The organism is Streptomyces sp. NPDC107546, assembly GCF_055639175.1.
In genome coordinates, this window is the sequence record NZ_JBVKBA010000025.1 from 79,632 (window position 1) to 103,441 (window position 23,810).

The window sequence follows — 23,810 nt, forward strand, 5'->3', positions numbered from 1 at the left end:
TGCACCGGCATCGGCAGGCGGAAGGCCGGACGACCACGACCGAGACACCTGGCACACTGCAACGGATCTTCGACTACTCCGCCCGGGCCGACCCGTACCCGCTGTATGCCGAGTTGCGTGAGACGCCGGTGGCTCGGCAGGAGGACGGCAGCTACGTCATCAGTACCTATCGTGAGATCGCGGACACGCTGAATGACCCGCACCTGAGCTCCGACCTACGCAATCTGTCGCATCCGATACCCCCGGTCGAGGGAGGGGCCACGTCGTCGTTCATCCACATGGACCCGCCCGAGCACGATCGCCTGCGGCGCATGGCGATGCGCCACTTCGGCCCCCCGCACACCCCGGGGCTGGTGACCGGCATGGAAAGCGACCTGACCGCCACCGTCGGCAGCCTGATCGACGACTTCGCGGGCAAGGAGCAAATCGACGTCGTCGACGATTTCGCCTTCCCGCTCCCGGTAACCGTGACCTGTCACTTGCTCGGCGTGCCACGCGAGGACGAACCGAGGTTCCACCGCTGGGTGAACGACATCATGAACTCGGTCGACTACAACCCCGAGACCGACCCGAAGGAGAAACTGGACAAGGGCGTAAAGGCCCGCAAGGACTTGCGCCAGCGCCTCGGCGAACTGGTGGAACAGCGCCACGGCCGGCCGGGCGACGGTCTGTTGGGTCGGCTGGCCAACGACGACGGGCCCGACGGCCGGATGACCGACGCCGACATCGTCGCCACCGCCAGACTGCTGCTCATCGCCGGCCACGAGACCACCGTCAACCTCATCACCAACGGCATGCTGACGCTGCTGCGCCACCCGCAGGTACTGCAGCGACTGCGCGACGAACCGGACCTCGCCGTGCCGCTGGTCGAGGAACTGCTGCGCTACGAGCCCCCCGTGCACATCATTCCGTGCCGGGTGGCGTACAGCGACATCACCGTCGCCGACACCGTCATCCCCCAGGGCTCGCAGATCATGCTCATGCTGGCCTCAGGCAGCCGCGACCCGAAACGCTTCCACGATCCGGACCGCTTCGACCCGGATCGGCATGACAACCAGCACCTGGGGTTCGGCAGCGGCATCCACCTGTGTTTCGGCGGCCCGTTGGCCCGGCGGGAAACCCAGATCGCGCTGACTGAGTTGGTACGCCGGCTCGACCGCCCCAGGCTGGTCGCCGACCCGCCGCCGTACCGGCCCAGCCCCGTTCTCCGGGGTCCGATCCATCTGGACATCGAGCAGGGTGACGGTTGACACGGCGGCCGAGGGCAGTTGCAAGGTCGCGCCGCGGACGGCCCGGTCAGCCAGTTCTGCATTCGACAGCAACTCGCTACTGCCCCGCCTGATCGCCGGCCGGACCGAGGGACCACTGTTCCTCACCGAGCGCCGCGCCAGCGCCGGCACCCTGACGAGGGACGTCTGCCCAGCCACGGGACGGGCCCGGCTGTCCTACCGGCGGGCCGAGGAGATCTTCGAAGAGAGCACCCGACTGCTGGCCAACCCCCTCGCCCACCCCGAACAGTGGGACGATCTCCACGGCTTCACGCTGCACCGCTGGCGACACACCGCGCTCACCCACGACGCCGAGTCCGGCACCAGCACACCCATGCTCCTGGCCCGCTCCCGCCACGCCTCCGTCCGCTCCCTGGAGCGGTACGCACGGCCGGGCGTGGACACCGTCGCCCGGCACGTCGCCAGCCAGGACCCCGCTGCGCGGCGCCGAAACTGACGCTTGTCGTCCAGAAGCCATATCGGAGCAGACGGGCCGTCAAAAGATGTGACATCGACGCCGGTTTTTCGATCCGCTCCTACAGGGACCCCAGTCGCTGCGGGCGGCCCTGGACGATGCCGGGATCGTCTTCCCCTCCCTGCGGGTCGACCCCGCGTCGCCTGACCTCAAACTGATCGAGCTCGGCCACGTCCGTGCTGATGTGACCGTGCGCCTGGCCGGCGCACTGCGGCGAGAGGACCGCCGGTGATGACAGAGGAACAGCAGCGGGTAGGTGATCTGGTCCTCGACACTCAGACCAACAAACTGGGCTACGTCATGGGGCAGGAGGGACCGTACGTCCAGCTCCGGCCGGTGGCCGGCGGACGCGCGTGGGCCTGCCGGCGTCGGCGAGCTTCTCCACCTCGTACGCCAAAGCCTCGCGGGCGGTCTTGAGTTGTGACTCCACGGACTGGATGGCGTCGAGGAAGGCACGCGCCCACGCCAGGCGGCGCTCCAGTTCCTCGAACTCGGCGGTGTAGTGGGTGCCGGAGCGGGCGCGGTACTCGAGTACGGCGCGCTCCGCCTCCTCCTGGGCCCGGCGCTGCGCCTCGCGCAGCACGTCGTGGTACTGCCTACGGGCCTGGTCGGCGACCTGCCGGGCGTATTCACGGGCCTGGGCGATCACCGAGTCCGCCTGCTGCTGGGCGCGGGAGAGCAGGTTGACGGCCTCCACGGTCGGCTGCCGCTGAGGTACGGCCATGCCGGTCTGACCGGCCTGGCCCTCCGCCCGCTCGCCGTGCTCGCGGTAGAAGTTGCGCAGGCGGTCGTTCTCGGCCCACAGCCCGGCCAGGTCCTGATGGAGCGCCGTCAACTCGTCGGCGACCCTCAGCATGAAGCGCCCGACCTCCTCCTCGCTGAGGCCGCGCCGGCCGATCGGGGTGCGGGTGAACTGCTTGGTGCGGATCTGTTCGGGCGTCAGCCGACGCTGGGGTTGGTTGTAGGGCGTGCTCATGACTCCATGTCCTCCCCGTGAGACGCGACGCCGTACTGCTCGCCGCCCAGGCCGGTGAACGACTCGAACCGGATGCGCTCGACGGGCGTACCGGTCTGCGCGAGGCGCTGCACCGAGTCGCGCACCATGGTGTCCGAGCCGCAGACGTACACCTCGTGGTCTGTGAAGCGGCCGAGGCGCAGCGCCACCTCCACCGCGGTGCCGTTCTCCTGGGGCCGCAGGGAGACCTCGGAGACGGCCGGGATCACGTTCAGCCAGCGGTGGTTGGCCTTGGCGAGGGCCTCCAGCGCCGGCCAGTCGTACAGGTCGTGGTCAGTGTGTGCGCCGACGACGAGTGTCACCCGGCGTTCCGGTCGCCCGGCCCGCTGCCCGGCGACCTGCTCGACAAGGGCCTTCAGCGGCGCCAGCCCGGTGCCGCCGGCGAGCAGCAGCAGCGGCCGGTCGCCGTCCGGGTCCAGCGTCAGCCGGTTGCCGACCGGGGCGCCGAACCTCAGCACGTCCCCGATCTGGACGCCGTGCACCAGCGACGAGGAGACCGGCCCGCCCGGCACCATGCGGACGTGGAGGTCGAGGGTGCCGTCCGGGCGGGGGGCGTTGGCCGGACTGTAGTAGCGCCACAGCCCGGGACGCAGGTGGGTCTCGACCGCCACGCTCTGACCGGGCAGGTAGTCCAGGCGGTAGTTGGGCTTGACGGTGAGCACGGCCACATCCAGCGTTCGCCGTTCGTGCCCGATCACCTCGGCGTCCCACCAGGGCGGGCTGCTGTTGGTGGCCTCCTCGGCGGCCTGGCGCATGACCTTGGCGACCAACTCGTACGCCGCCTGCCAGTCGGCGGCCAGTTGGTCCGTCCACTGCGGGCCGAGGAAGTGGGCCAGCGTCCCCAGCAGGGCGGACCCGACCGCGGGGTAATGGTCGGCCTGGACGCCGAACTTACGGTGGTCCCGGCCGAGTTGCTCCAGGAACGGCACCAGGTCGTCCACCTGGTCGACGCGGGACACGATGGTGCCCAGCGCCCCGAACAGCTTGTCGCGCTGACCTGCCATGCCGATCGGGAACATGTCCCGGGTCTCGGGATGGGTGAAGAACAGCGTCGAGTAGAAGAACAGCGGCACCTGGTCGCCGTAACCGGCGACCACGTTCCAGCTCTCCTGCAAACGGCGAGCGTCAACCACAATGTCAGGCTCTCCGCACCAGCTCGGCGCCGGGCTCTCGGACGATCTGCTCCTTGACCGCGGTCAGCACGCCGGAGACGTGCATCAGCACGTCCACCCCGACGCGGTTCTCCCACAGCACCCCGAGCAGGACGTGGCCCACCCGCTCGTAGTGTTCCCCGATGATGTCCAGGCCCTGGTGCGCCTCGGCCAGACCTCGCCCGGCGTAGTTGTCCGGGCCGCCGAGGACCTTGGTCAGCATCAGCACCATGTGGCGCTTGAGCGTGGGCAGGTCGACGCCGTCGAAGTACGGGGACAGTTGCTCGTCCTTCAACGCGTGGAGATAGAGATCGTCGACGACCTTTCTGACGGCCTGCGCGCCGCCGATCTGCTGGTAGAACACGGGGCTTCCCGGCTGGTCGGCGGCCGGCTCCTTCGCGTGCGTCGCGGCGGCTTCGTCCAGCGTCATGTCTGTCACTTGGGCCTTTCTCATCTGTGGTCGTCAGATGGCGGCACGTCGGTGTGCCTCATCCCCGGGTATGCGCGCCCCCGTTCCCCGTGTGGCGGGTCCGGCCACAGCCGGGATCTCCAGCCACGTGCCTCATACACCGCCGCGCCCGCCGCAGGCGACGATGTCGGTCAGGGCGTCACCGAGCCGGCACCCCGGTGTGTATGCCCGAGGCAAACCCGGTGGTGCGTGCACCGAGGCAGGGCTGTGACCCCATTCAGCCGGAAGCGGACGGCCGTGATCCTGTCGTAAGTTGACGGTGGGTCGCAAGCCTGGAACCACGGTCTCATCCCATGCGGCGGCGTGATTCGATCGGTGCCGGCCGGTTGGGCTCTGTTGCGGTAACACGGCTGCAGCCAGCGGGAGTTGGAGTCGGCGCCCGGAGGGGATTCAGGACGTCGACGGCAAGTTTGACTTGATCGCCACTGGTCGGTGTGGCGCATCCAACAAGTGCTGCGTGAGCGACGCCGAGGCGGCGTCAGCCTGTGGTGGCTCCGGGCTCGCGGGCGATCTCGAAGATACGGTGATGTCCCCACCGTTCGGGACGAGTTGACCGAGGGCCTTTGCCAAGGGAGTCGGCGCGTATCGACGGCAGCGGCGAACCGCGGATCGGTGTGGGGGGCAACCAGGAATAGAGGAATCCGTCTCCGATTCCATGTCGGTTTCGTCTTTTCGTGCTCGCGGACCGGAGGAACCGGTCTGCGCCTCCCTTCATGCCGATAGATCGTGCGCGGTGCATTTATCGTCCTGGAGCTCGTCTCCTCGGGCCGCCGCGATTGACGGCGCGCCACTCGGTTCGGACGACGGACGCGCTGCCCGCGACCGGACGGATACCGCCGATATACCGCCGCTCTCCCCCGGTCGTGCAGGGTGAAGCTCGGACAAGCCGCGGTGGAGCCGCTGCCTCGGTGAACGGCTGTCGGGAGGGCATCGATGTCTGGAAACGCAGGGAGCGAACGTCCCTCGCCCGGGATACCGGGTGTCGACGACGGCGGGCCCCCGGTCAGCGCGCTCCGCGTCGACGCCGTGCCAGGGCGCCGAAGCGCCGATCGCACCATTGCCCCCAGATCCCGAGCGGCAGCGGCCCCCACGCCCGCCCATTGCGGCAGAGGGGCGTGTCATGACCTATCTTCATGATCCGCATCACCGTGCGGTACCTCATGAACAGTCGCACGGCGGGCAGGTGCCTCGGCAGCGGTCGGCCACGCCGTACCCCCGTGACGACCGCGAGGCGGCGGACTTCCGGATGCCGATCGACACCGGGGCCGAGGCAGGGACGACCGGCTTCCACAGCTTCGTGTGCTCCGACTGCAACCTCGGCTTCGGCCGGCATGTGCACCTCCACCTCCGGTCGGCGGCGTCCGAGGTCGGCAAGGCGCGCGCGGCGGTGGGCGAGGCCCTCCTCTCCTGGGGGTGCCCGTCCGGAGTCGTCGACGACGGCCGGTTACTCGTCAGCGAGTTGCTCGCGAACGCGATCAAGTACGCACCCGACACTTGGATCACCCTGGACCTGATGCAGATCGGTGACCGCCTGTTGGTGGAGGTCACCGACGGGTCCGCGGCACAGCCCGTCGTCCACCAGGCGGGTCCCCAGGAGGAGCAGGGCCGAGGGATGTTCCTCGTGCAGGCGATCGCGTCCGCCTGGGGTGCGCGCCGGGACCGCCGTGGCCGTAAGACCACCTGGTGCACCGTCGCCATCGACGGGAGCGGCGGGACGCCGCCTCGATGACCTGCGTGGGCCGGCCGGGGGCCGCGTCGCGGCTCCGTACCGATCGCCGTACCCCGGGCGGCGACCTGCGACGCACACGGCGGAAGAGCGAACGACAAGACGCGAACAGCAGAAGACGAATACACCTCCGAACACCCGGCATCGGCCTGAGCCGGTACCGGTGGTCGGGTAGGCCGCAGTTCCTGAGGGAGGACCAGTGAACGGCGTGACCGGAAGCATGGGCCGGAGTTCATCCGCGCTGGAACACAGCCACCTGTACGCGTGGGAGGTGCACCAGGTCTGCGACAGCAGACACCAGCAGGGTCCGTGCGGTACGTGTGCGACGGAGCAGAGCGCACGGGCCTGTATCGAGGCGGCCCTGTCCGCCGCGGCCCGCCCGGGCGTGCATTCCTGGGGGCTGCTCAGCCGCGTTCCGGCGGCGCTGCGGCAGCCGAAGTCGTCCTGGCTGCCTACGCCGATCGCTCGGGCCGCGCTCGGGCCGGACGGGACGGTGGCCTGGCAACCACCGGCCGGCCGGGGACTGGTACCGGTGAGGGCGCCGGAGGCCGGCCCGACGCAGTCTCGCGGTGAGAACTTGCCCTCCGCACTGGCCCGCTTCGGGGGCACGGTGCAGCGGTATCGGTTGGCGGCCGGACTCGCCCGCCGGGAGGTCGCCGAGCGGTTGCGGTGCGCCGAGGCGGAGCTCGAGCGGGTGGAGAACGCCAAGGGGATGCCCTCCCGCGGCTTCGCCGTCGAGGCCGACCGGCTGCTCGGCGCGGACGGCGCCTTGGCAGCTCTGTGGCCCTCCCTCGTCAAGTCCGCCTATCCGGACTGGTTCTGGCAGGTCATCGAGTTGGAGCAGCAGGCGAGTTTCGTCCAGGAATTCGAGACTGTCGCCATTCCCGGTCTGCTGCAGACCGAGGCCTACGCCCGGGCCGTCTTCACCACCGCCCATCCGGTGGCCCCGGCGCTGCAGATCGAGCAGTACGTGACCGCCCGTTTGGACCGGCAGCGCATTTTGGAGAGACGCGACCCACCGCAGATCATGATCACCCTCGACGAGGCGGTGCTCCGTCGGCGCGTCGGCGGGAGCCGGACCATGAGCGAGCAGCTCGGACACCTGGTGACCCTGGCCGAGCTGCCCAAGGTGCACCTTCAGGTCATCCCGTTCAGCGTGCGCGAGCACCCCGGGGGCATGACCCCGTTCCGCATCATGGGCTTCCGGGAGGGCCCGGACGTCCTCTACGGGGAGTCGTTCATCGGCGGCCAGGTGACCAACGACGCCCATCAACTCCGGCAGCATCAGCTCGCCTTCAACCTCATCCAGGCCAACGCGCTGTCCCCCCAGGACTCGCGCACCCTCATAAGTCGGCTGCGAAAGGAAATCGATGGTGGACCCGACTGAACTGCACTGGCGCAAGAGCAGCTACAGCATGGGAAACGGAGGGAACTGTGTGGAGGTCGCCGATGCCGGACACGCCGTCTACGTCCGGGACAGCAAGGACCCCGATGGCCCGGCGTTCGGGTTCGGTCGGGAACAGTGGCAGGCATTTCTTACGGCCCTGGGAGACGGCGGGGGTTGGGCACTTACCCGTCCGGTGGCACCGTCCACCGCCGGACGCACCCGAACGGCTGCGCCGCGGCTCCTCCTGAAGCGGCAGGACGTTTCGTCCGGGGCCGCCACCCCACGTCCGTGCCCCCGCCATGCGCCTGACGGGCACTGGGAAGTCGTTCCCCTGGGCCGCTCGTACTGGCTGGCGGCACAGGTCGGCGTTCCGTGAAGTGGCCCATGCCACCCCGCACTTCTAGACTGCCCCGGTGCCGTGAACTGTCGCGGCACCACTTTCACCGGGGTTGTGGAGGCTCCGTGAGGCGACCCACGCACGCACGTGGATGTACGGCGCGCCCTCGAGCCGCCGGCGCCGGATCCCGGCGCGGGACCCGGCGCGGGACCCGGCCGCCCTCCGCGCCGCGGCCCGGTGCGTCTTCGTCGCGGCGCCGGGCACGCCAAGGATTCGATTCTCCCACTGGCTGAGGCCGGTGGTTCCCTCGAAGGGAGGTCCGACCATGGGTTCGGTCGGTGCACAGGCGGTGGTCATCGGCGGGTCGATGGCAGGACTTGTCGCGGCGCGTGCGCTGGCCGACCGGTTCACCCGGGTGACCGTCGTGGACCGGGACGCTCTGCCCGGGGACGCGCGAGACCGGCGAGGCGTGCCGCAGAGTGGCCATGCGCACGCGTTGCTGGTCAGCGGGCAGAGCACGCTCGAAGAGCTGTTTCCCGGTCTCACCGACGAGCTCGTCGCGGGCGGGGCGGTGCCCTTCGATCCCGGGTCGGACCTGCTCTTCCACCAGATGGGGGGCCATCGGATCCGCTGTGCCACCGGACTGCAGGGGATCAGCCTCAGCCGCGCCTTCCTGGAGCACGCGGTACGGGCCCGCGTGTCCGCGTTGCCCACCGTGGAGGTCCGCGACCTCCTCGCGGTGTGCGGGCTGACCGGGTCCGCCGGCAGGGTGACCGGGGTCGAACTGGACGGGGGCGAGGTCCTCGCCGCGGATCTGGTGGTGGACGCGACGGGACAGAGCGGTACGCGGTCCGACCGGTGGCTGCACGCCCTGGGCTGTTCGACCCCCGAGGTGGCCACCGTCAAGGTGGACGTCGGATACGCCACCCGCCTGCTGCGGCGCGGTGCCGACGACCGGTTGCTCGACGACGTACTGCTCTACCTGATAGCCGGCGTTCCCCCGCACGACAAGCGGGCGGCCGCCGTCTTCCCCGTCGAGGGCGACCGGTGGATGGTCACCCTGGCCGGCTGGCATGGGACCCACGCGCCCGTCGATCCGCAGGGGTTCGCGAAGTTCGCCGCCGAGCTGCCGACCCCCCATGTCGGAGAACTGGTCGCCCGCGCCGAGCCGGTGGGTGAGGAGGACGCGCGACGGTTCACCTATCCGCAGGCCCGGCGGCGTCTCTTCGAGCGGCTGCGGCGGCCTCCCTCGGGCTATGTGGCGATCGGTGACGCCCTGTGCAGTTTCAATCCGGTGTACGGGCAGGGCATGAGCGTCGCCGCCCTGGAAGCGGTGGAACTCGGCTGCTGCCTGGACCGGTTCGGCACCACGTCCTCAAGGATGGCCCGCGCCTACTACCGTGCGGCGGCCAAGGTGATCGCCGGCCCGTGGCAGGTGGCGACGGGCGGCGATTTCATGTACCCGGAGACGGTGGGCCGCCGGCCGCCGGGCACCGACCTGGTGAACCGCTATGTCCGCCAGGTGCTGCTGGCCAGCCACGTCTCGGTGGACGCGCACCGCGTCGTCCTCGACATGCAGCACCTGCTGGCTCCGCCGAGCGCGGCCCTGCGGCCCGCCACGGTCGTCCGCAGCCTGCTGGCCGCCCGCCGGTCGCCGGCCCGCGGGTGACGTACGCTCTCCGGCCCTGAAGCGCGGCGCACCGGCGCCGCGCTCGGAGCGCGGAGGGAACAAAAGGGAACGGATCCCGCCGGTCGCACGCGAGTCGGCAAGTTCCTTGCCGCCCGCGGAGATTGCGCCCAGGATGTTCGAACCCCGCGCTCGGCGCTTTCGAGGTACCGCTGGAGGTCATATGGTGGCTGTCCGTGGCCGGTTCCCCGGCTTCCGCACGTGTCCGGCTCCGGAACCGGCTTGCGTCAGGCCTGCCTTGCACGGGTGACGACTGACGGAGCGTGGCATGCGGTATCAGGTCCTCGGTCCTCTCGGGCTGTGGCGCGGCAGCGACGAGATCCCCCTCGCCCCGGCGAAGTGGCGGATGCTGCTGGCGGTGCTGCTGTGTGACGCCAACCAGGTGGTCCCCACCGACCGGCTGGTCGCGGAACTCTGGGGCGCCGACCCTCCGCAGAGCGTCGGCAAGCTCCTGCAGGGCTATGTGTCGCGGGTGCGGCGGGCGCTTGGGGATGAGTCGGGCCGACTGCTGGTGACCCACGCGCAGGGGTACCGGGCCCACGGCTACCGGCTCGTCGTGGCACCGGGCGAGGTCGACGCCCACCGGTTCGTGGAGCTGATCGAGCAGGGCGGGCGGGAGCTCGACGGCGGTGCGCCCGAGACCGCCGCCGAGCGGCTCGAAGAGGCCCTGGGACTGTGGCGCGACGCCCCCTTCGCCGACGTACCGCCGACGCCCGCCCTGGAGGCCGAGGCGATGCGCCTTGCGGGGTACCGCACGCAGGCGCGGGAGTCGCGCATCGAGGCCCGGCTGAGGCTGGGCCGCCACGAGGCCGTCCTCGACGAACTCGACGCACTGGTGGCCGAGCACCCGCTGCGCGAGGGGCTGCGGGGCCAGCTCATGTTGGCCCTGTACCGGGCGGGCCGGCAGGCCGACGCGCTGGCCGCCTACCAGGACCTGCGGCACCAGCTGGCCGAGGAACTGGGAATCGAGCCGGGCCCGCCCCTGCAACAGCTGCACCAGCAGATCCTGCGGGCCGACGCGTCGCTGCTGCTCGAGGCCCGGCCGCCCGCCGAACCCGCGAGGGCCGCCGAGCGCAGGCCCGTTGTGGTGCCCAGGGAGCTTCCCCACCTCAGCACCACCTTCGTCGGCCGCGCGGGCGAGAGCTCGGTGCTGCACCAGCTGCTGCAGGACGGCGACGAGGGCCGGGTGGCGATGGCCGTGATCGACGGTGCCGGCGGGGTGGGCAAGTCGGCTCTGGCCATCCACACCGCCCACCAGCTCGCCGAACGCTTCCCGGACGGCCAGTTCTACGTCGACCTGCACGGGGCCACCGCCGGGCTGACGCCCCTCGAACCCGGTGAGGTGCTCGGCCGGTTCCTCGCGACGCTCGGCGTTCCGGAGGTGGCCATTCCCTCCAACACGGAGGAGGCCGCTGCCACGTTCCGCTCGCTGGTGGCCGACCGGCGGCTGCTGGTGGTGCTCGACAACGCGGCCGGCGTCGAGCAGGTCCGGCCGCTGCTCCCCGCCGGTCCCGGCTGCGCGGTGCTGATCACCAGCCGCGAGATCCTGACCTCCCTGGAAGGCGCCACCCATCTCCATCTCGGCGTCATGTTCCACGACCAGGCGACCGCTCTGCTGGAGCGGCTCGTCGGCAAGGAGCGGGTGGCCGCGGAACCCGAGGCGACCGACGCGATCGTGCAGATGTGCGGCCGCCTCCCGCTCGCCCTGCGCATCGTCGGCGCCCGCATGGCAGCCCGCCCCAGCTGGCCCCTGAGCACCTTCGTCGAACGGCTGACCGACGCTCAGAACCGCCTCGACGAGATCCGGGTGGGCGATCTGTCGGTGCGCGCCAGCTTCCACGCCAGCTACGACGGCATCTGCCACAGCGAGAACCCCACGGACCGGGCCGCCGCACGCGCCTTCCGCTTCTTCGGGGTGCTGCCCGGTTCGAACATGGGCCTGCAGGCTGCGGCCGCGCTGCTCGGCGTCGACAGCTGGGGGGCCGAGGACGCGCTGGAGCGGCTGGTCGACGCGCATCTGCTGCACAGCCTCGCCCCGGGCCGCTACCAGATGCACGACCTGATCCGCCTCTTCGCACGTGAGCAGGTGTACGCGGAGGAGTCGGCCTCCGAGCGCGAACGGGCCCTCGAACGCGTGCTGCGCTTCTACCTCGCCACGGCCGAGCGGGCGGTGGCCTTCCTCGACGTGCCGCCGCGGCCTCCGCACCGCCCCGCCAAGGACCCGTCCGCCCACGGCGCGCTGCCGACGACGCCGATCAGGAACCGCCGCGAGGCCGAGGCGTGGCTGGACGTCGAGCGCGCGAACCTGATGGCCGCCGTCACGCACGCCGCCGGCCAGACCGACCCCACGGCCCGGCTCGCGATGCGGCTGGCGCGGCCGCTGCACTGGTACCTCTACCCGCACGCCCGCGCCCGGGAGCTGCACACCCTGGCCGAAGTCGTCGTGTCCACCGCCCGCCGCCTCGGCGACCGGGAGAGCGAGGCGTGGGGGCTGGACCACCTGTCCGCGGTGTACTGGCTGCACCGGCGGTACGACGAGATGCGGCAGTGCCTGGAGTCGGCGCTCACGCTCTGGCGCGAGATCGGCGACCGGGACGGCGAGCTGCGGGCCCTTGGCAACCTCGCGGACGCGCTGGCCGAACGCGAGCTCTACGAGGAGGCCGTCGGCGTGCAGCACCGGCACCTCGCCCTGGCACGGGAAGCCGGCGACCTCATGGCCCAGATGACCGGCCTGGGCAATCTCGGGCGGGCGTACCTTGGGCTGGGCCGGACCGAGGACGCCCTGTCCTGCCTGCGGGAGAGCCTGCGGCACGCGCGAGAGACCGGCGAGCGGGCCCTGGAGAGCCTCGCCCTCAACGAGATCAGCTTCATCCTCTTCGACGAAGGCAGGATCCAGGAGGCGCAGGAGCATATGAGACGCGCCACCATCCTCGCGGACGGAAACGTCGCCGCGTACGTGCGCTGGCGCGGATACACCTGGAGCGCGTTCTTCCCTGCCTGCCTGACACTGCGGGTCGGGCCACAAGCCGCGGAGGGAAGCATGAGGTGACGGTGCATCAATGGGCTTATAGGCTCGGCGGAATACCCCGCCGGGTACTTTGCTCCGGGGCCTTCCGGGAAGCCTCCGCTTCCTCTACGGTCGGGCCCTCGATCCACTCCAAGAGTTCACCCACCCAGAACCTGGTAGGCCTCATGGAAGTCATTGCCCACCCCGACGAGCGAATGCTCCGGATCACGCCGACCGCCGATCCTCCCGGCCTGCGCCTGGAGGGGGAGCTCGACGCGACGCGGCACCGGGAGGTCATCGAGGCGCTGTCCCCGCTGGCGGCCGAAGGCGGCGATGTACGGCTCGACCTCGGCGGGCTGCGCTTCATCGACCTCGGCGCCCTGCGGCTGCTGACGTGCCTGGTGGAGCGCTGCGGCAACGGGGTCCGGCTCGTCCTGGACAACCTGTCGCCACAGATGGAAAACCTGATCCAGACAGTCAGTTGGGAGCGTCTGCCCGGACTCGTCCAGGGGCGGAAGGAGATGTCATGACCGCCGAGGCACCCGCGGATCAGCCTGTGGAGGCCGGTCAGGGAGTCCAGCACTACGCTCTTCTGTACGGCGACGAGGAGGAGTTCCTCGCGGGCGCCATCCCCCACCTGCGCGAGGGCATCGAGGCCGGCGACCCGACGTTCGCGGTCACCCCCCGGCAGGAGGCCGAGGTGCTGCGCGACTCGCTCGGCCGGGACGCCGTGGCGGTGCAGTTCATCGATCCGTCGGACTTCTACAGCACTCCCGTGCGGGCCATGGCCGGCATGATGGCCGTCGCCAGGACGCTCGGCTCGCGCCCGGCGTGGGTCGTCGCGTCGGCCGACTGGTCGCAGTACCCGGACGCGATGGAGTGGGTCCGGTACGACTCGATCTTCAACATGGGCTTCGCCGACGCGGATTTCCGGAGCTACTGCTGCTACAACACCTCGGTTCTGGCCCCCGAGGTCATCTCCCTGGTGCGCCAGACCCATCCCAACATCCACGAGGGCGCCCGGCTGCGGCAGAACCCGGACTACCGGGACCCCCGGGACTTCGTCGCCGACGTCGACAACCGGCCGCTGCCGTCCTCCCCGCACTCCGCCGCCTCGATGGAGGTCCGTCCGGACGACCTGCACGCGGTACGGGCCTTCGTCGCTGAACAGGCGAAGAACTGCGGAGTGGCGGGAGACGGGCTGTACAACGTCCTCGTCGGCGTCACCGAGGTGGCGACCAACGCCCTGCGTCACGGCCGGGCGCCGGTGTCCCTGCGCGTATGGCCCGACAACGGCCTCGTATGCGAGATCACCGACTCCGGCCACTGGCAGCCCGAGGAGTTCCTCAGCTGGGTGCCACCGGAGTCCGCCCTGAAGTCGGGGTTCGGCATCTGGGGGGTCGGCATGCTCTGCGACACCGTTCAGGTGCGGACCGGGCCCAAGGGCACCGCCGTACGCCTGCGGATCTGCAGGAAGTAGAGGCGCCTCCGGTGGCTCTGTGAGGGCAAAGCGCTCCCACTCATCGGCGCCCGATCTGCTCCAGGCGGCCTGTTGTGGCTGGCCTAGGTGTCACCAAGGCAGGCTTGTTGTCTTCGCGTCGGAGCCTGGCTGTGGTTCCGGCAACGCCGGTGCAGGCCAGTCACCTTGTACCGCACGATGTGTCGGGAGCTGATGGCAGACCGGACGCTGTCCCCGAAACCCAGCACGGTGTCCCGGCGTTCACCGCCGTCGGTCACAGGGCAGTGGCGGCGCGGACCAGCCCCGCGACCGCCGTTGAGCGGCTGTGTGGAGGCCAGGCGATGACAGTGGTGACGTGGGGGGCGTCGGGGACCGGTACGGCGGTGAGGTCCTCGCGCAGGCCGGTGCGGCCCGACTCCGGCACGACCGCGCAGGCGCGGCCGAGGGCGATGAGCTGAGTGAGTTGCGTGTGGTCGCGCACCTGCGGTCCGGGGCCGTCCGGGAAGGTGCCGTCAGAGCGAGGCCAGCGGGGCAGGGGCAGGTCGGGAAGGTCGGTGACCTCGGCGAGCCGCACGTGGGGGCGGGCGCTGAGAGGGTGGCCCGCCGGGAGGATCGCGACCTGACCCTCGGAGTGCAGGTCCTCGGTGTCGAAGCCGGCCGTGTCGTCGAATGGCCGATGCAGCAGGGCTACATCGGCCCGGCCGTCGTGCAGCAACCGTGCCTGCTCGCCCGGTCCGCACAGCACGACGTCCACGGCGACGGCGCCGGGCTCGGCGGCGTAGGCGTCGAGTAGTTTCGCCAGCAGTTCGCCGGAGGCGCCCGCCTTCGCGGCCAGGACCACGGCGGGGCGGCCGGTCGCGGCGAGGGCGGCCCGGCGGGTGCGCCGTTCGGCGGCCTCGACGGCGTCCAACGCCGCCCGCGCCTCCCGCAGCAGCACCGCCCCTGCGCCGGTCAGGGCGACACCTCGGCTGCCGCGCTCCAGCAGGAGGGTGCCCAGGCGCCGTTCGAGCCCGCCGATCGCCCGCGACAGCGGGGGTTGGGCGATGCCGAGCCGCTGCGCGGCCCGGCCGAAGTGCAGTTCTTCGGCGACCGCGACGAAGTACCGCAGCTCACGTGTCTCCATCCCGCCAGCCTAACCGGGACGGCCAGGAGCGATACCCGGGCGGTATCGCCGTCCACCCAGTCGGTCTTGGACGCCCTGCCCGGCGGGGGAGAAGTATCGATGTCATGAGTGAGACGAACACCGTGAACCACCACAAGGTCGCGCTGGTGACCGGGGCCAACAAGGGCATCGGGTACGAGATCGCCGCCGGGCTCGGCGCCCTCGGCTGGTCCGTCGGAATCGGCGCGCGGAACGAGGAACGGCGCGAGACCGCTGTGAACAAGCTGCGCGCGGCCGGAGCCGACGCGTTCGGCGTGCCGCTGGATGTGACCGACGACGCGAGCGTGACAGCGGCGGCTCGGCTGATGGAGGAGCGGGCCGGGCGGCTTGACGCGCTCGTCAACAATGCGGGGATCACCGGCGGCGGACCGCAGGAGCCCACCACGGTCGACGTGAACCGGGTACGGGCGGCCGTGGAGACCAACGTGATCGGCGTCATCCGCGTCACCAACGCCCTGCTCCCGCTGCTGCGCCGCTCGCCGTCGCCGCGGATCGTGAACGTCTCCAGCAGCGTCGGCTCCCTCACACTCCAGACCACGCCTGGCGCCGAGACGGGCCCCATCGCCATCGCCTACGCTCCGTCGAAGACGTTCCTCAACGCCGTCACCGTGCAGTACGCCAAGGAACTGGCCGACACCCACATCCTGATCAACGCCGTCTGCCCCGGCTACACGGCGACCGACCTCAACGGCTTCCGGGGAGTGCGCACCCCCCAGCAAGGCGCAGCCGCCGCGATCCGGCTGGCCACCGTATCGGCCGACGGGCCGACGGGCCGCTTCTTCGACGACGAGGGGGAGGTGCCCTGGTGACGCGCTTCCGGTTCGCGCCACCCCGGGAGGATTGCGCATGCGCGTCCTCGTGACCGCCGTCATGTCACGTCATGTCGGTACGGCCGCCGAGCCCGAGCCGCCGGCGGACCACGAGGTGAGGGATCGAAAGGCACCGGGCGTCTGTGACAAGTTGCCTGCCTTCCAGGTGACACCAAAAGCTCCCTCCTCGCCCGGCGCCTCGTCGACCTCAGCTGCATCAAGGACGCCGTGCGAGTTCTTCAAGAGCCGAGGCCTGAACCGGCTGAACCCGTCTGGACTGGCACCTTCTCCACCGAACCCCCGCTCTGACACTGCTGACTCCCGGCCACACCCACCGGTGAGAAACCACGGTCAAACTTCGTTGAGACGGGTCACCTGTGTCATCAACTGGCTGTTCCCCCAGGTGGACACGCCTGTCTGTGTCGCTGATCAGCTGATCTGTGTCATCGCCAGTGGGCCGGCCACGGTGGACCCAGCGCAGAACCTGGGTCCTTGGGTCCCGATACCGGTGTTTTCTCTGGTGTGGACACGAACGGGGCCCGTGGCTGGGTCCACCTGGGTCGCTGGGGCCCACCCGCTCGCACGGGCCGGTTCGTCCGGAGTGGTCCCCAGCACCCGGTGCGGCCGATACCGTTGAGGGAGATGCCAGTTCTGCCTTCTGGAGCCCTCGATGAGCGAACAGCCGGCAACCGCCGACCACGCCCGGCAGCAGCTGGAGCCCGCGGCCGCCGACGCGGTCCGCGCCTACGCCGCCCAGACCCGGGAGAGAGCCGACCAGTTCGCCGCCGTCCTGGAGGACATCGCGGCCAACGGCCTGCCCTCGGTGGAGGACTGCACGCCGTGGGAGGAGCTGCGCGAGGCCCACCTCGCCCGGCTCGCCGGCCAGCGCCCGGCCGTCGCCTGATGGCCCCGCACCAGGGCCCGCGCCGCGCCCGTGTCGCCTTCTCCGACTCCGCCGCCAAGCAGCTGGAGAACATCACCAGCGAGGCGGAGATCCACGCCCTGGACCGCGCCCTGGTCGTCATCTCCGTCGACCCGGAGGTCGGCGAGCCGATCCCCGGCGACACCGCCGGCCCCCAGCTGCGCCAGTACACCGACGAAGTCGAAGCCGTCCGGGTCCTGTACTTCGTCACCGTGCTGCGCACCGTCGTTATCTGCGGTCCTGATCTGGCCCTTGTTGTGTGAGGCACATGGGCTCACCAGTCCGTGTGACTGTGAGATATCTGCTGGTTGTGAGGCACGTCTTGACGGTCAGTCATCGGTGTCATGAAGTTCCGTGCTGCATGCGCCGAGTCCCCAGTCGACGGCCGCCCGCTGTGGGTCGTGGTCGATGAGTCGTACCGGCTTCACCATGAGTCCTGCCTGTTTTTGGCTTCGTTGCGGGACATGGGTCGGTCGTTCAACACCGAGAAGGCGTACGGCATCCGTTCCGCCCTGTTGCTGACCTGGTGCTCCGAACGCGGCCTCGACTGGAAACAGATCACGCTGCTCGACCTGGCCCGGTTCCTGCGTTGGCTGGTGGACGAGCCGCTACCGCCACGCAGCCCGCGGCTGTCGTCCCCGCCACGCTTCCGGATGGAGAAGTCCGCGAACGCGGTGATGACCGGGGTCTGCGAGTTCTTGCGGTTCTGCTCGCGCAACGAGTGGGTGGACGCGGAGCTTGTGGGCCGGCTGTCGGAAACGAAGTACCTGAGCTGGCTTCCGCCGGGCAAAGAAGCGGGCGAGGACGGCCAGTTCCGCACCGTGAGGACGAAGATCCTCAAGCTGCCGGAGCCGTCCGAAGAGGCCGTGGAGTATCTGCCCCCGGAGGAGGCTGACCAGCTGTTCCAGGTCGCCACGCGGGCCCGCGACCGGTTCCTGATCGCCCTGCTCGGCTGCACGGGAGAGCGGATCAGCGAGGCCCTGGGACTACGCCGTCAGGACATGCACCTGCTCAGCGACTCACGGATGCTCGGATGCCGGGTCGAGGGCCCGCACATCCACGTCCGGCGGCGGGCGAACAACGCCAACGGAGCCTTGGCCAAGTCCCGCTTCGCCAGGGCCATCCCGGTCACCGAGGATCTCGCCGGGCTCTATGCGGACTACCAACTCGAACGGGACGAGGTCCCCGAGGCGGCCGGCTGCGACATGGTCTTCGTGAACCTCTTCCACGCCCCGCTCGGGCGACCGATGCGCTACGGCACGGCGAAGGAGCTCTTCGACCGGCTGGCGAAGAAGACCCAGCTCACCGCACGTCCGCACATGCTGCGGCACGGGGCAGCCACGGCCTGGGTCCGCGCCGGCGTCGACGAGGACGTGGTCCAAGACCTGATGGGGCACGTCTCCCGGTCCTCGCTGACGCCCTACCTGCACGCCAGTGACGCGGACAAGCGGGCGGCAGTCGAGCTGGTGGCAGCGGGGAGGCGCTCGTGACCAGTCCCGCCCCAATCACAGCGGAGCCGCTCTCCGACGTCGTTCCCCTCGACCTGGCGGCCTGGACGAGCTGGCTGCAAGAACAGGTTGATCCTCTCTGGCGGCCGGGTGAATGGTCACAGCAGGCATGGTTCTTCGACGGCGACGTGGACAACCCGCGCACCTCGGCCTCGAAGTGCGCCACTACCTCGTGCTGGACCGTGATGCCCTCGCGCAACCTGCTCTGCCGACACTGCCTGGATGCTCACAGGACGAGCACGCTGAGCCGGGAAGAGTTTGTCGCCACCTACCGGCGGCCCCGACGGATCCGCACGAAATGGGGGGCCGAGCGGGAGCCATGCGCTCTGGAAGGTCCCTCCGGCAGATGCGAACGGCCGGCCTACAGCGCCAGGCTCTGCCGCACCCACTACTCGCGTTGGCGCCGGCGCCCGGATCCGGAGGCCACCGTCGAGGAATGGCTGGCTGTCACCACTGCGGAGCCGCTGGAAGCAAGGCCGACCTGCATCGTCCGGGGCTGCTTCAACCAGCGGGTGGTCGCCGGGCTCTGCGGTCCGCACGTTCAGCGGTGGGACCGTGAGAAGAGAGCGGGCGCGTCCCGCGACCCTGAGCAATGGGCCCGGCAAGCGGCCACCCGTCTGCTCACCCACCAGTTCACCCTGCGGGACCTGGAGGAGCCTGTCCGCTGGGAGCTTCTCTATGCACTGCAGCAACGGGATGCCCGCGGCGGCATCATCGAGCCGATGGCCACCCGCCATCTGACTCGTCGGCTGGAGGGGGTCCCGACCCTGCTGACGGTGGACGTCGCGTCCTTCATCGAGGGGGCCGCCAAGCACCACAACCTCGTGGCCTTGATCCGGGAGACCGTCCGCGGTCTGCGCCGGGCCTCACTGTCGTTCCGCGGTCTGACGCCCACCGATACCGACACCTGGGACCTGGGCTGGATGAATCTGCGGTCCCCGGCGCTGGGCGGGCGCCGCAACCGCCCGGGGCAGGTCGACGCTTCCGCCATCCGTCAGCCGTGGCTCCGGGAAGTGATCAAGACATGGGCCACCACGGTCAGCTTGGACAGTGGCAAGTTCAAACGGGTGTTCGCTGCTTGCGTCGTTGCTTCCGATGCACTGCATGCCCGGCCCGGCGGGGGCCAGGACTACACGAAACTGCGGTTCGCCGACATGCAGGCGGTCTTCACCGCGATGAGCCGCATCCGCCGCACCACCGATGACGAACTCGCCAGCCGGAGCCATCGCCAGCAGTCGTTCGGCAGCTTCATGGAGATCGTCGACTTCGGCCGCAAGACGGACATGCTGACCGGCATGCCCGGCAGCTTCGACCGGGACAAGACACTGGTCCTGCCGCCCGAGGAGACGAGCGAGGACGCTGCCGGCCGGGCCGTCCCTGAGCCCGTCATCGCCCAGCTCGATGCCCACCTTGCCCTGATGGGAGCTGGCTTCCCCTACGGCGAGATGGAGCCGGCCGACGTCGAGCTGATGATGCAGACGGCCTACCTGATCCTGCGTGATACCGGCCGCCGTCCCGTCGAGATCGCCAGCCTGCGGCTGAAGTGCTTGGAGACCCGCGGGGTCGAAGACACCCTTATCTGGGACAACGTCAAGAAGCGCCGCTACGGACGCAAGCTGCCGATCACCCGCGAGACCGCCGCGGTGATCAGGACCTGGCAGACCCGTCGACGCGAGCTGGAGGTTCCCTCCCGCAGCCGGAAGTACCTGTTCCCGTCGATCACCGGCCGCAGCGGGATCGCGCACATGGGGTCCAGCCTGGCCAGCGCGATGCGGGACTGGGTCGCGGCCATCCCGGTGCTGCTGAGTGACGAACTGGACGATCAGGGCAACAGGCTGCCGTTCGATCGCACATTGATCTTCCCCTACGCGTTCCGGCATGCCTATGCCCAGCGTCACGCCGACGCCGGTGTCCCCGTTGACGTGCTCAAAGAGCTCATGGACCACCGGTCGATCGTCACCACGATGTCGTACTACCAGGTGTCCCTGAAGCGGAAACGAGAAGCGATCACGACCATGCGGCGGCACACCATCGACCGTTCCGGACGGCCGGCACCGTTCACCAGCACCACCGACTACGAAGCCCAGTCGGTCGCCGTCCCGTTCGGCAACTGCCGCGAGCCCAGCAACGTCAAGGCCGGCGGCAAAGCCTGTGCGATCCGCTTCCAGTGCGCCGGCTGCGGCTTCTATCGCCCCGACCCGTCCTACCTGCCCGCGATCGAGGAGCACGTCAACGACCTGCGGGCCGACCGCGAGACCGCCAAGGCCATGGACGCCGACGACTTCGTCGTCCGCAACCTCACCGACCAGATCACCGCCTTCACGACCGTCGCCGACACCATGCGCGACCGGCTCAGCAAGCTCCCCACGGACGAGCGCGAGGAGATCGAGGAGGCCAGCGCGGTCCTGCGGAAGGTCCGCGCGACCCGGGACCACAAGCTGCTGCCGCTGACCGTGATCCGCAAGGAGGCCCCGGATGCCTGCTGAGACGTCCGCAAAGCCGTCCAGGACGCCCGCTGAGGTCCTCAAAGCCGCACGTCAACGGGACAGTGCCGACAAACGCGGACGCGTCCTCAAGGCCGTCCAGGACATGCTCCGCGACAACCGCCGGATCACCTTCGCCGCGGTCGCCCGCGAAGCTGGCGTCTCCAGTTGGCTCGTCTATGCCCCTGGCCTGCGCGAACGCATCGATCAGGCCCGGGCCCGACAGGCCGCCCAAGGCCACCAGGACCAGCAGAGCGGACGGAAAGTCTCCCTCGCCAGCGAGCGCACCGACCTGCTTCTCGCCCGACAAGAGATCAAACGGCTCAGAACCGAGAACGGGCAGCTGCGGCAACAAGCTCGCGTTCACCTTGGGCAGCAGGTTGAGCAGCTCGGCAACCACGACCTGGTCGAGCGCGTCAATGAACTCACGGAGGAGAACCTCCGACTGTCCACGGCGGAACGGCAGGCCACCACTCAGAACACGGGACTCCAGCAGAGAGTCGCCGAGCTTGAGGACGACCTGGCAGCCGCACGCACAAGCCTTCGCCGCATGATCCGCAACGAGAATCGGTTGCCATCAGAGCCCTGAATCCCGCCGATCATCGGTTCTGGAATCATTCGTGCATGGAATTCGAACTCACGCCGCCCACCGGTCTCGGCGCCCTGGTCATCGGCATGCCCCGCGAGGCGGCAGACCAGGCACTCGCCTCGTTCCGCGATCCCTCAGCGATCTCGGAATCAGACCAGTTGGGCAGGTTCGTCTTCCGGCCAAGCGGCCTGATGGTCAGCATTCACTGCTCGCGCGGCGAGCTCGAAGCAATCGAGCTGGGTCGACCCGCCAGCGGCCAGGACATCGTCCGGTTCCGCGGCATCGACGTCTTCGGTCTGCCCGCTGCCGAGGTGGTCACCCTGCTGCGCGGGCTCGCCACGATCATCGAGGCGGAGGACGACCCGGCCTCCTTCATCGCGCCAGACCTTCTTCTCAGCTTCTGGCGCCCCTTCGAAGCGGACGACGAACCCGACGAAGAACAGGGCTATTACTTCAGCTCGGTCCTCCTGGCTCGACCCGGCTACTACGACACACCCGCTGAAGCCGCTGCCAGACTCCGCGCAGCTGGACACCAGGAGCCGTGACCTGAGGAGTTCGGCTGGTGACGATCCACCCGTTGCCGCCCATCAGAGTGGAAGGGCCTCATCAACCATCGTCTTCAGGTCTGCCGGCAGATCAGGTGAGTCCCGCCAGTTCTGGGCGATCAGCAAGAGCGCGACCCATGCGTCACGCGCCTCAGCGTTCGACTGCCCGGAAAAAACCGCGTCCAGCACCCGCCTGGCAAGACCGTCGACAACCTCATACAGGGCATTCGAGACTCTGCTCACGTCATCCAGAGGCGAGCCCGCAGCATGAGACGGTGCACCGTCGAGCCGGATGGTGACTGAGGCAGCCGAGTACGTCCTTCCATGGAGGAAGTCACGAAGGTTGCCAACTTGATGACGAGACGGCAGAAGCGGCTGATCAGGACTCTGAGACACCCCGTCACCCTATTTGAAGCGGGACCGTCGCTAACGTCCCTCACACAACAGCGAAGCCCTGAGCTGCAACGAGGCCACATAGACCCGAGATAACCGTCGTGGTCGTCGCGTACATCGAGGTCTAACCCGCGAAGGAGCCCGCGTGCCGTCCGTCGTTCAGTAGCTCTCTGGCCACCGGCAGCTCAGCGCGCTGCGCACTGTCTTGGAGCGCACCGAGAAGGCGTCGGCGCTCCGGAAGGGTCCGGCCGTGGGCGACGCGGCCGGCGTGGCCTGGCTCGCGTTCCTGTGCCCCGCCCACTCCGAGGGCCTGCCCGAGGGGTCGACCACGCAGACCCACAGTTTCTCTACTGGGGGATGTCGATCAGGACGCGGCCGCGGCCGCCGGCCTCGATGCGGTCGTGGGCCTGGGCGATGCCGGCGAGCCGGAAGCGGGCGCCGACATCGACGGTGAGGGCGCCAACGGCCGCCGCGGCGGTGAGGTCGCGGGCGGCCTGGCGTTTGGCCTCGGCGGGGAAGTCGTCGCTGCCGAGCAGGTGCAGGGTGACGTTGTTGAACAGCCGGGTCCAGAACGGGATCTCGGTGCGGTCGGAGCGGGTGGCGTACGCGGCGATGACCGCGCCGTTCGCAGCGACGGCGTCGTCCAGGTCGGCGTTGTCGGACAGGGCGACCTCGATGATCCGGTCCACGCCGTCGGGTGCGTGGGCGCGGATCGCGGCGGCCGTGTCGCCCGAGTCGAGGGCGACGGCGTGGGAGGCCACCGCGGGATCGATCCGGTCCAGTTCGGTGGTGGGCGGCGGCACGCCGTTCTTCACCGCGCTGGACAGCTGGGTGAACCTGCCTCGCCCCATCGGACCACTGGGCGCCGGCCACCACTGCGACACGACCACCTTCGTCTCCAGCTGGCCCAGCTGCTGCTGCACCCTCTCCAGCTCAGCCAACAGTTCGTGCTGGCGTGCCCGGAGGTGTGCGTGCGTGGCGGGGGCAGATTCCATCTGGACTTCGATCCCTGCATGGTGGATTGGACGTCTGCGGCGCACTCCGCCGGAACCTGCTCTTCGTTCGCAACCGACGCTTCGGCTATGCCGTCTTCGAGAATCAGCCCGAGCTGGGACCATCCCCACAAGCGCAGGGAGCAGTCCGCCCAGAGCGGTGTAGTCGTTATCCGCGAGGCCATCCCCGCAGGTGCGGGGAGCACACCGCCACGGTCGGCGCCCGCCAGTACACCGGGGGACCATCCCCGCGGGTGCGGGGAGCACTCCGCAAACCTGACTGTGGCCGAGCCACCGGAGGGACCATCCCCTGGTTCTGTTCACGGGTTTCGGTTCTGGTCCAACTTCTGTGGAGCTCTCACGCTCTGTAACCTGTCGGGACTGGATGGCCCTTCGTGACTCGTTGACAGACCTGTTTGGGATCAT

At 69.7% G+C, this 23,810-nt stretch carries 21 protein-coding genes and 1 pseudogene; 16 read left to right on the forward strand and 6 right to left on the reverse strand.

Annotated elements, in window-relative coordinates; translation table 11 throughout:
- Nucleotides 1-128: 128 nt before the first annotated feature.
- Together ACZ7L1_RS29510 and ACZ7L1_RS29515 are read left to right on the forward strand one after the other, a co-directional pair.
- Complete coding sequence (locus tag ACZ7L1_RS29510; RefSeq protein ID WP_471441316.1) at nt 129-1,250, forward strand: cytochrome P450; 1,122 nt, start codon at nt 129-131, stop codon at nt 1,248-1,250.
- Complete coding sequence (locus ACZ7L1_RS29515) at nt 1,240-1,725, forward strand: site-specific integrase (RefSeq protein WP_471441271.1); 486 nt, start codon at nt 1,240-1,242, stop codon at nt 1,723-1,725. The genes ACZ7L1_RS29510 and ACZ7L1_RS29515 overlap by 11 nt, the downstream gene beginning before the upstream one ends.
- Nucleotides 1,726-2,041: 316 nt before the next feature.
- On the opposite strand, the gene ACZ7L1_RS29520 is transcribed toward ACZ7L1_RS29515, so the two are convergent.
- From ACZ7L1_RS29520 to ACZ7L1_RS29530, 3 genes are read right to left on the reverse strand one after another with little or no spacing between them, the layout of a single operon-like run.
- Nucleotides 2,042-2,719 carry a DivIVA domain-containing protein gene (locus ACZ7L1_RS29520; RefSeq protein ID WP_471441273.1) on the reverse strand — a complete coding sequence of 226 codons (678 nt, stop codon included), beginning with the start codon at nt 2,717-2,719 and terminating at the stop codon, nt 2,042-2,044.
- Nucleotides 2,716-3,873, reverse strand: coding sequence for a globin domain-containing protein (locus ACZ7L1_RS29525; protein ID WP_471441275.1), 1,158 nt, complete (start codon nt 3,871-3,873; stop codon nt 2,716-2,718). The genes ACZ7L1_RS29520 and ACZ7L1_RS29525 overlap by 4 nt, the downstream gene beginning before the upstream one ends.
- A gap of 22 nt (nt 3,874-3,895) precedes the next feature.
- Nucleotides 3,896-4,339 carry a group I truncated hemoglobin gene (locus ACZ7L1_RS29530; RefSeq protein ID WP_471441277.1) on the reverse strand — a complete coding sequence of 148 codons (444 nt, stop codon included), beginning with the start codon at nt 4,337-4,339 and terminating at the stop codon, nt 3,896-3,898.
- 1,159 nt (nt 4,340-5,498) lie between these two features.
- Here ACZ7L1_RS29530 and ACZ7L1_RS29535 point away from each other — a divergent pair.
- The 7 genes from ACZ7L1_RS29535 (at nt 5,499) to ACZ7L1_RS29565 (ending at nt 14,002) form a co-directional block, all read left to right on the forward strand.
- The gene (locus tag ACZ7L1_RS29535; protein ID WP_471441279.1) at nt 5,499-6,107 is read left to right on the forward strand and encodes an ATP-binding protein; all 609 of its coding nucleotides are present in this window, start codon (nt 5,499-5,501) and stop codon (nt 6,105-6,107) included.
- Nucleotides 6,108-6,312: 205 nt separating this feature from the next.
- Nucleotides 6,313-7,491, forward strand: coding sequence for a helix-turn-helix domain-containing protein (locus ACZ7L1_RS29540; protein ID WP_471441281.1), 1,179 nt, complete (start codon nt 6,313-6,315; stop codon nt 7,489-7,491).
- Nucleotides 7,475-7,867, forward strand: coding sequence for a DUF397 domain-containing protein (locus tag ACZ7L1_RS29545; RefSeq protein ID WP_471441283.1), 393 nt, complete (start codon nt 7,475-7,477; stop codon nt 7,865-7,867). The genes ACZ7L1_RS29540 and ACZ7L1_RS29545 overlap by 17 nt, the downstream gene beginning before the upstream one ends.
- A gap of 286 nt (nt 7,868-8,153) precedes the next feature.
- Nucleotides 8,154-9,497, forward strand: a complete 1,344-nt coding sequence (locus ACZ7L1_RS29550) for an FAD-dependent oxidoreductase (RefSeq protein WP_471441285.1) — start codon at nt 8,154-8,156, stop codon at nt 9,495-9,497.
- 286 nt (nt 9,498-9,783) lie between these two features.
- Nucleotides 9,784-12,564, forward strand: coding sequence for an AfsR/SARP family transcriptional regulator (locus tag ACZ7L1_RS29555; RefSeq protein ID WP_471441287.1), 2,781 nt, complete (start codon nt 9,784-9,786; stop codon nt 12,562-12,564).
- Between the two features lie 143 nt (nt 12,565-12,707).
- Nucleotides 12,708-13,052, forward strand: coding sequence for an STAS domain-containing protein (locus ACZ7L1_RS29560; RefSeq protein WP_079102860.1), 345 nt, complete (start codon nt 12,708-12,710; stop codon nt 13,050-13,052).
- A complete protein-coding gene (locus tag ACZ7L1_RS29565; protein ID WP_471441289.1) occupies nt 13,049-14,002 on the forward strand; it encodes an anti-sigma factor RsbA family regulatory protein in 954 nt (317 codons plus the stop codon). Before ACZ7L1_RS29560 ends, ACZ7L1_RS29565 begins: the two co-directional genes overlap by 4 nt.
- 253 nt (nt 14,003-14,255) lie before the next feature.
- On the opposite strand, the gene ACZ7L1_RS29570 is transcribed toward ACZ7L1_RS29565, so the two are convergent.
- Nucleotides 14,256-15,104 carry a LysR family transcriptional regulator gene (locus ACZ7L1_RS29570; RefSeq protein WP_471441291.1) on the reverse strand — a complete coding sequence of 283 codons (849 nt, stop codon included), beginning with the start codon at nt 15,102-15,104 and terminating at the stop codon, nt 14,256-14,258.
- A gap of 104 nt (nt 15,105-15,208) precedes the next feature.
- Here ACZ7L1_RS29570 and ACZ7L1_RS29575 point away from each other — a divergent pair, with 104 nt between their 5' ends.
- The 7 genes from ACZ7L1_RS29575 (at nt 15,209) to ACZ7L1_RS29605 (ending at nt 21,999) form a co-directional block, all read left to right on the forward strand.
- Complete coding sequence (locus ACZ7L1_RS29575) at nt 15,209-15,952, forward strand: SDR family oxidoreductase (protein WP_471441293.1); 744 nt, start codon at nt 15,209-15,211, stop codon at nt 15,950-15,952.
- A gap of 670 nt (nt 15,953-16,622) precedes the next feature.
- Nucleotides 16,623-16,856 (forward strand): hypothetical protein, encoded by a 234-nt coding sequence (locus ACZ7L1_RS29580; RefSeq protein ID WP_471441295.1) that lies wholly within the window; start codon nt 16,623-16,625, stop codon nt 16,854-16,856.
- Nucleotides 16,856-17,137, forward strand: a complete 282-nt coding sequence (locus tag ACZ7L1_RS29585) for a hypothetical protein (RefSeq protein ID WP_471441297.1) — start codon at nt 16,856-16,858, stop codon at nt 17,135-17,137. The genes ACZ7L1_RS29580 and ACZ7L1_RS29585 overlap by 1 nt, the downstream gene beginning before the upstream one ends.
- A 201-nt stretch (nt 17,138-17,338) precedes the next feature.
- Nucleotides 17,339-18,364, forward strand: coding sequence for a tyrosine-type recombinase/integrase (locus ACZ7L1_RS29590; protein WP_471441299.1), 1,026 nt, complete (start codon nt 17,339-17,341; stop codon nt 18,362-18,364).
- Nucleotides 18,365-18,894: 530 nt separating this feature from the next.
- On the forward strand, nt 18,895-20,868 hold the full coding sequence (locus ACZ7L1_RS29595; RefSeq protein ID WP_471441301.1) for a tyrosine-type recombinase/integrase: 1,974 nt from the start codon (nt 18,895-18,897) through the stop codon (nt 20,866-20,868).
- A complete protein-coding gene (locus tag ACZ7L1_RS29600) occupies nt 20,858-21,454 on the forward strand; it encodes a DUF6262 family protein (protein WP_471441303.1) in 597 nt (198 codons plus the stop codon). Before ACZ7L1_RS29595 ends, ACZ7L1_RS29600 begins: the two co-directional genes overlap by 11 nt.
- 35 nt (nt 21,455-21,489) lie before the next feature.
- Nucleotides 21,490-21,999, forward strand: a complete 510-nt coding sequence (locus tag ACZ7L1_RS29605; RefSeq protein WP_471441305.1) for a hypothetical protein — start codon at nt 21,490-21,492, stop codon at nt 21,997-21,999.
- 42 nt (nt 22,000-22,041) lie between these two features.
- On the opposite strand, the gene ACZ7L1_RS29610 is transcribed toward ACZ7L1_RS29605, so the two are convergent.
- On the reverse strand, nt 22,042-22,242 hold the full coding sequence (locus tag ACZ7L1_RS29610; RefSeq protein WP_471441306.1) for a hypothetical protein: 201 nt from the start codon (nt 22,240-22,242) through the stop codon (nt 22,042-22,044).
- A gap of 497 nt (nt 22,243-22,739) precedes the next feature.
- A pseudogene (locus tag ACZ7L1_RS29615) lies at nt 22,740-23,180 on the reverse strand (zinc-binding dehydrogenase); the annotation flags it as partial.
- Between the last annotated feature and the right edge of the window lie 630 nt (nt 23,181-23,810).